This window comes from Nocardioides sp. CCNWLW239 (assembly GCF_037137035.1).
GTDB lineage: Bacteria > Actinomycetota > Actinomycetes > Propionibacteriales > Nocardioidaceae > Nocardioides.
On the sequence record NZ_JBBBNW010000012.1, the window covers coordinates 54753 to 61536 of the forward strand.

The window sequence follows — 6784 nt, forward strand, 5'->3', positions numbered from 1 at the left end:
GTCAGTGCTTCTTCGTGATCGGCAGAACGTGGAGTACGGCGACCACGATGGACCCGACGATGAGCCCGACGACGGCGGAGAAGAAGGTGTTGACCAGCCAGGCGGCGGCCGCACCGACGGCGCCCAGGGCGTGGTGGACCTCCTCCTCGAGGTGGTGGACGGTGTCGTAGGGCCACGCCCAGCCGGGGTGACCGGCGGCGAGGCCGTTGACGTCGTAGACACCGACCAGGAGCAGGTGGCCACCCACCCAGAGCATGGCCACGGTGCCGACGATCGAGATCACGGTGAGGACCTTCGGCATGGCCGCGACCATGCCGCGGCCGAGCCGCTGGGCGCCCGCGCTGGAGCGCTGGGAGAGCGACAGCCCGGCGTCGTCCATCTTCACGATCAGGGCGACCACGCCGTAGACGACCACGGTGATCAGGAAGGCGACCGCGACCAGGGCGCCGAGGCGCATCCAGAAGCTTTCCTCGATGACCTCGTTGAGGGCGATCACCATGATCTCGGTGGAGAGGATCAGGTCGGTGCGTACGGCACCGGCGATCATCTTCTTCTCGGCCTCGGGGCCCTCCAGGACGACCGGCGTCTCATGGGTCTCCTCGTGCGGCCGGACCCATTCGAGCACCTTCTCGACACCCTCGTAGGCGAGGAAGGCGCCACCGAGCATCAGGATCGGCGTGATCGCCCAGGGCGCCCACTGCGCCAGGATCAGCGCGACCGGAAGGATGATCAGCAGCTTGTTGCGCAGCGAGCCGAAGGCGATCTTCTTGATGATCGGCACCTCGCGCTCGGCGGCGATGCCGTGGACGTACTGCGGCGTCACCGCGGTGTCGTCGATGACGACGCCGGCGGCCTTGGCCGAGGCCTTGCCGGCGGCAGCGCTGACGTCGTCGACGGACGCAGCCGCCAGCTTGGCGATGGCGGCTACGTCGTCGAGGAGTGCGAAAAGACCGGCGCTCATGAGGGGAACCTTAGCGGGTCGTGCGAGCTACTCGACGCCCTGCTCGCGGAAGAGCTGCGAGAGCGGATACTCCTCGAAGTAGTCGGTCTTGATGCGCAGCCAGGTCCCGTCGACGATCATCTCGTCGATCGCGTCGTTGGCCTGGTCCCTGAGCCCGTCACCCTTGCGGAAGACGAAGGCGATCGGAGCCTTCTCCGAGGGGAAGACGATCCGCTCCTCCATCGGGATCGGGGCGCTCTTGATCAGGCCGTCGGTGAACGGCGCGTCGTAGAAGAACGAGTCCGCCTTGCCCGCGGCGACCGCCTCGAGCGCAGCCGCCTCGTTCTTCCGCTTCACGATCTCGGCCTTCGGGAACCGCGCCTTGAGGATGCTCTCCTGAGCGGTGCCGTCCACGATGGCGACCCGGGTGCCGTTGACGTCCTTGAGCTTCTTGATCGGGGAGTTCTTCGGCGTCGTGAAGGACAGGTACGTGACGAAGTAGGGGTGCGAGAAGTCGTAGGCCTTCTCGCGTTCCTCGGTCACGCTCACCTGGGACGCGATCATGTCGATCTCGCCCTTGTCCAGCGCGGTGAACAGGTCGGCGAAGTCCATCGGCACGAACGACGGCTTGATGCCGAGCGTCTTGGTGACACCGAGGGCGACCTCGTAGTCGAAGCCCTTCACGGTGGAGCCTTGGGTGTAATAGACCGGAGCGCTGTTCAGCACACCGATCTTGAGCTGCCCGTCATCGGCAGCACTGCTGCGCCTGTCAGAGGACGGGCCGGTCGTCTCCACCGTGTTGGAGACCACGATCAGGATCACCAGAAGGGTGACCGCGCCCGCAAGGATGAACTTAAGGGATTTCATACGACGTCCTGGTTGGGGGGAGGAATGCGCCGAGACGCTACGACCTCGGCCGAGCCGGGCCAGCGGGCATCGTAGGCCACTGGACTCCAAGCGCCTCGAAGTGGGGCGAACGGCGTCAGGCATAGAGGTCGCGCGGGTAGGGGCGCCGTCGCGAGCGTCGCGAGACGGGTGTGCTGGCAAGGCGGAGCCTCGAAGGCGGTCTGGTTGCACCGTCGAGAGGCGAGAACGCAGCCAGCGCGCCCGTATCGCGGCGCGTAGCAGGCGGCCCTACCTGCGCGATCTCTCAGGCGCCCTTGTCCTTGAAGACGTCGGAGAGCGGATACTCCTTGAAGTAGGCCTTCTTGATCCGCAGCCAGTCGCCGTCGAGGATCATCTGCTCGAGAACCTCGTCGACCTGCTTCTTGCGCTTGTCACCCTGCTGCATCACGAACCCGATCGGGGCGTCGTCGGCCGGGTAGACGATCGACTCCTTCAGCTTGATCGGCGCCCGCTCGATGATCGGCGTGGTGTAGGGCGCGTCGTAGAAGAAGGCGTCGGCCTTGCCGGTCTCGATCGCCTTGACGGCACCGTCCTCGTCCTTGGCCTTGACGACGTGGACGTTCTTGTACTGCTCGGCGAGGTAGCGCTCGTGGATGGTGCCCTCGACGACCGCGACGTTCTTGCCGTTGATGTCGTCGCGGTTCTTGATGGTCGAGCCCTCCGGGGTGAGGAAGGACAGGTACGTCACGAAGTAGGGCGCGGTGAAGTCGAAGTCCTGCTTCCGCTCGGGGGTCTCGGTGACCTGGGCGCCGATCATGTCGATCTCGCCGGCCTCGAGCGCAGGAAAGAGGTCGCTGAACTCCATCACGACGAACTCCGGCTTGGCGCCCATGCCTTCAGCGACGCCGAGTGCCATCTCGTAGTCGAAGCCCTTGGTCACGCCGTCGACCTTGTAGAAAGCCGGCTCCGTGCCGTCGACGCCGATCCGCAGCGTGCCACCCGTGGCAGCACTCTCCTGATCGGTCGCCTCCGGGGCGGGGTCGGCGTAATAGCCGCCGATGACCAAGACCCCCAGGAGGGCCAGGGCGCCGGCGATGACGAACTTGATGTGATTCATGCAGAAGTCCTGAGTTTTCGGGATGGTGGGGCATGCCCGTCACGTCGGCGCCGAGAATCCGAGACGTGCTGGCCAGGAGTGGCCGGACGATGTTGCATCAAACACCTGTCTGCTCTCCCGCGTCCAGGTTTTCGGCCATCCTCTTCACGTTCCCTGACCGAACACCGACCGTCGAGCGTGACGCAGATCACACTCGACGCCCACCATCCGGACTCAGTCGTCCGCTACCAGACCCAAACGCAGATATTCGGCCGCATACGTTCCCTGAAGCAGGAGCGACGCGTAGCGGGCGACCTCGGTCGACGCACTCGCCTCGACCACCTCCACCCGTACGCCGCGGGCGTCCGCGGCCTCGGTGAGCGAGCGTCGCTGCTCGAGCATGATCGGATCGGTCGCGCCGTCGTCGAGGATGACCAGGACGGGACGTACGGAGGCCTGCTCCTCGGCGAAGGGGTCGTCGAAGACGTTGCGAGGGCGGGCGGCCTCGAGGACCGGGAGCAGGTCGTCCGCGTCCCCGGCGATGGCACCACGTCCGCTGGCCCGGCGCAGGCCTTCGGCGACGCGCCGCGCCGCGCGGGCGGCAAGGACGGAGCCACCCCACACGACCGGGAGCGAGTCGGCCAGGGAGAGCGCCAAGATCTTGCCCGGGTTGACCGAGATGTCGCGGTGCGGCGAACAGGCGGTGGCGACGTCGTCGAGCGCATCGGCGACCTTGTCCGCGTCCGCCTCCGGGCCGAGACCGACCGAGTTGAGGTAGGTGAGCATCAGGATCGCCATCGCGAGCATGTCGCCGCCCTCGACCGGGAGCAGCGTGCTGTCACGGCCTTCGGCGTGCTGGGCGACCAACGACTTCTCCGGAGCGGCCACCACCAGCTGCGCGCCGCGACGGACGGCCTCGGCCGCGGCGGAGGCCTCACCCGGGTCGGACCCGGACGGGGCGAGCACGACCACGAGATCGAGGCTCCCGGCCCAGCCCGGCAGGCCCGGGGCCGGCCAGGCGACGAACGGCACCGGACAGAACGGCTCCAGGACCGCACGCAGCAGACGCGAGTCCGGGCCCGCGGCGACGACGGCCCGGGGACGGCCGGCCTCTGCGGCACGGCGTACGGCCTCCTGCAGGGGCTCCGCCGCGCCCGCGGCCTCGCGCCGGACCCGGGCGCCGGACTCGGCCAGCGACCGCAGCAGCTGGTCGATCCCGGCCAGCGCCCGCTCGTCGTCCAGCCTGGACTCGTCGAACCAGGTCATCGCAGCCTCACTTGTCGTTGGTGGGACGGGCCTCGTCGATGAGCAGGACGGGGATGCCGTCGCGGACGGGGTACGCCAGGCCGCACTCCCCCTGGCAGACCAGCTCGCCCTGCTGGTCGGGCGCAGTCTGGCCGGGCGCAGTCTGGTCGGGCGCAGTGGCCTCGACCGGGAGGAGGTCACCGTGGCACTGCGGGCAGACGATGATCTCGAGCAGCTTCTCGCTCAGGCCCAGGGGGGTCGTTGCGCCATTCATCGGGCATTGTCCTTTCGGATGATCGCGAGCGCCTCGTCGCGCACGCGCTCCATGGTGAGTGTGTCCTTGCCCTCCGCGTTGAGCCGCAGCAGCGGTTCGGTGTTGGAGGCACGGACGTTGAACGACCAGTCGGCGTGGGAGAGGGTCAGGCCGTCGAGCCGGTCGACGGTGACACCGTCGCGACCTGCGTACGCCTTCTCGATCTCGGCCACGGCGGCTGCCTGGTCGGGGACGGTGGAGTTGATCTCGCCGCTCATCGGATAACGAGCGTACGCGGCCAGCAGCTCGCTCAGCGGCCTGTCGGTCTCGGCGAGGGCGCCGAGGACGTGGAGCGCGGCGAGCATTCCGGAGTCGGCCCGCCAGAAGTCGCGGAAGTAGAAGTGGCCGCTGTGCTCACCGCCGAAGGCGGCTCCGGACTCGGCCATCACGGCCTTGATGTAGGAGTGGCCCACCCGGGTCCGCACCGGCTTGCCGCCGAGCTCGGAGACGATCTCGGGGACGGCACGGGAGGTGATCAGGTTGTGGATGATGGTCGCGCCCGGCTCCTGGGCCAGGGCACGTTCGGCGATGAGTGCGGTGATCACGCTCGGGTTGACCACCTCGCCCTTCTCGTCGACCAGGAAGCAGCGGTCGGCGTCGCCGTCGAAGGCCAGGCCGGCGTCGGCGCCGGTCTCGCGCACCTTGGCCTGCAGGTCGACCAGCGTCGTCGAGTCGAGCGGGTTGGCCTCGTGGTTGGGGAAGGTGCCGTCGAGCTCGAAGTACATCGGGATCAGCTCGACGGCGTCCTCGCCCAGACGACCGAAGACGGCCGGCGCGGTGTGGCCGGCCATCCCGTTGCCGGCGTCGGCAACGACGGTGAGCCTGCGGCCCTTGACCGGCGCCAGGCCGAGCAGGTGCGCGGCGTAGGCCTCCAGCACGTCGGTCTCGCTGATGCTGCCCGCGACGTCGGCGATCGGCGCGTCCCCGGAGATGACCAGATCGCGGATCTCGTTGAGCCCGCTCTCGGCACCGACCGGGACCGCGTCGGCCCGGCACAGCTTGATGCCGTTGTATTGCGCCGGGTTGTGGCTGGCAGTGAACATCGCGCCCGGCAGGCCGAGGTGACCGGAGGCGAAGTAGAGCTCGTCGGTCGAGGCCAGACCGATCATCGTGACGTCGGCGCCGGCCTCGGTCGCGCCCTCGGCGAACGCCCCCGAGAGCGCCGGGGAGCTCGGACGCATGTCGTGGCCGACCACTATCTCGCCGCCGCGGGCTCCGACCACGTGCACGAAGGCCCGCCCGGCGAGTCGGGCGAGGTTCTCGTCGATCTGGTCTGGGACGGTGCCACGGACGTCGTACGCCTTGAACACGGCGTTGGCGACGTCGGGGTCGACGACTCTCTCCGGCATGCCCGGAACTCTAGTCGTCCTACTCGGAGGTCAGCACGCGGAGGTGGCCGCGGCGGGTGCCGCCGGGGCGGGGCTGACCGTCGTTCGCCCCGGGCTCCTCGGACGACTCCGGGCCGGGCGCGACGGCGGGGCCTCGCGGGGCGGGTGCGGGTGGCCTCGCTGCCTCACGGACCGCATCGGCCAGCGCGAGCAGGTCATCACCCTTCGGCTGCGGGTCGACCGGCTCACGGGCCAGCCGGACGACTTCCCACCCTCGGGGTGCCGAGAGCCGTTCGGCGTGCTCCTCGCACAGGTCGTAGGCATGCGGCTCGGCATAGGTCGCCAGCGGGCCGAGAACGGCCGTCTGATCGGCGTACACATAGGTGAGCGTGCAGACGGCTTGGCGCTGGCAGGCGGTACGCGAACAACGACGAGCAGTCACGGGTGAACCGTACTCCCCTCAGGCCAGCCGCGCAGTTAGGCTCGCGTACATGACCAGGCACCGGGATCGGCACGGCCGTGGGAAGCGCGGCCCGATCGCCCTCCCGAACGACCCGATGGTGCCCGTCCTGCGCACCCGCCGGGAGCGCTTCGACGACATCGCGCTCGCCATCGTCACCGAGATCGACGGCCGCTGGCAGTCGCGGCTCGGGCTGATCGAGTACGCCGTCGAGGAGTCCCCCGACATCCCCAAGGACTGGACCGTCGACGACCACATCCCGCTCGGGTCGCTCGAGCGTGGTTCCGGCGCGACGCCGGCTCGGCTGGTGATCTACCGGCGCCCGATCGAGCACCGCTGCCGGACGCGCTCGGAGGTCGAGGCGATGGTGCTCATGGTTGTGGTGGAGCAGGTGGCGGATCTGCTTGGGATCGCTGCTGAGGATGTTGATCCGCGGTACCAGCCCTAGCCTGTCTTTTCCCGCGCTTATGTGAGCCATTTTTCGGGGTTGGGGTGGGCCGCCGACCCTCCTTCGAGGGTCTTCTCGATCTGTCCCGGAGTCAAGGACGGCCTGCGG

8 protein-coding genes are annotated in these 6784 nt (G+C 68.7%); 1 reads left to right on the top strand and 7 read right to left on the bottom strand.

Translation table 11 applies throughout. The features are described from left to right. Position 1: 1 nt before the first annotated feature. The 7 genes from WBG06_RS26225 to WBG06_RS26255 all read right to left on the bottom strand — a co-directional run bounded on the left by WBG06_RS26225 (position 2) and on the right by WBG06_RS26255 (position 6210). Positions 2-961 carry a DUF808 domain-containing protein gene (locus WBG06_RS26225; RefSeq protein ID WP_336740731.1) on the bottom strand — a complete coding sequence of 320 codons (960 nt, stop codon included), beginning with the start codon at positions 959-961 and terminating at the stop codon, positions 2-4. Between the two features lie 27 nt (positions 962-988). After that, complete coding sequence (locus tag WBG06_RS26230) at positions 989-1807, bottom strand: substrate-binding periplasmic protein (protein ID WP_336740732.1); 819 nt, start codon at positions 1805-1807, stop codon at positions 989-991. Positions 1808-2090: 283 nt separating this feature from the next. After that, on the bottom strand, positions 2091-2903 hold the full coding sequence (locus WBG06_RS26235; protein ID WP_336740733.1) for a substrate-binding periplasmic protein: 813 nt from the start codon (positions 2901-2903) through the stop codon (positions 2091-2093). 213 nt (positions 2904-3116) lie between these two features. Beyond that, the gene (locus WBG06_RS26240) at positions 3117-4148 is read right to left on the bottom strand and encodes an SIS domain-containing protein (protein WP_336740734.1); all 1032 of its coding nucleotides are present in this window, start codon (positions 4146-4148) and stop codon (positions 3117-3119) included. Between the two features lie 7 nt (positions 4149-4155). Beyond that, positions 4156-4401 (bottom strand): Trm112 family protein, encoded by a 246-nt coding sequence (locus WBG06_RS26245; protein ID WP_336740736.1) that lies wholly within the window; start codon positions 4399-4401, stop codon positions 4156-4158. After that, entirely contained in the window at positions 4398-5789 is a 1392-nt protein-coding gene (locus WBG06_RS26250) for a phosphomannomutase/phosphoglucomutase (RefSeq protein WP_336740738.1), read from the bottom strand. The genes WBG06_RS26245 and WBG06_RS26250 overlap by 4 nt, the downstream gene beginning before the upstream one ends. A 19-nt stretch (positions 5790-5808) precedes the next feature. Beyond that, complete coding sequence (locus WBG06_RS26255; RefSeq protein ID WP_336740740.1) at positions 5809-6210, bottom strand: DUF3499 domain-containing protein; 402 nt, start codon at positions 6208-6210, stop codon at positions 5809-5811. 49 nt (positions 6211-6259) lie between these two features. Between WBG06_RS26255 and WBG06_RS26260 the strand changes: the two genes are divergently transcribed. Beyond that, positions 6260-6676 carry a metallopeptidase family protein gene (locus tag WBG06_RS26260; protein ID WP_336740742.1) on the top strand — a complete coding sequence of 139 codons (417 nt, stop codon included), beginning with the start codon at positions 6260-6262 and terminating at the stop codon, positions 6674-6676. Positions 6677-6784: the final 108 nt, after the last annotated feature.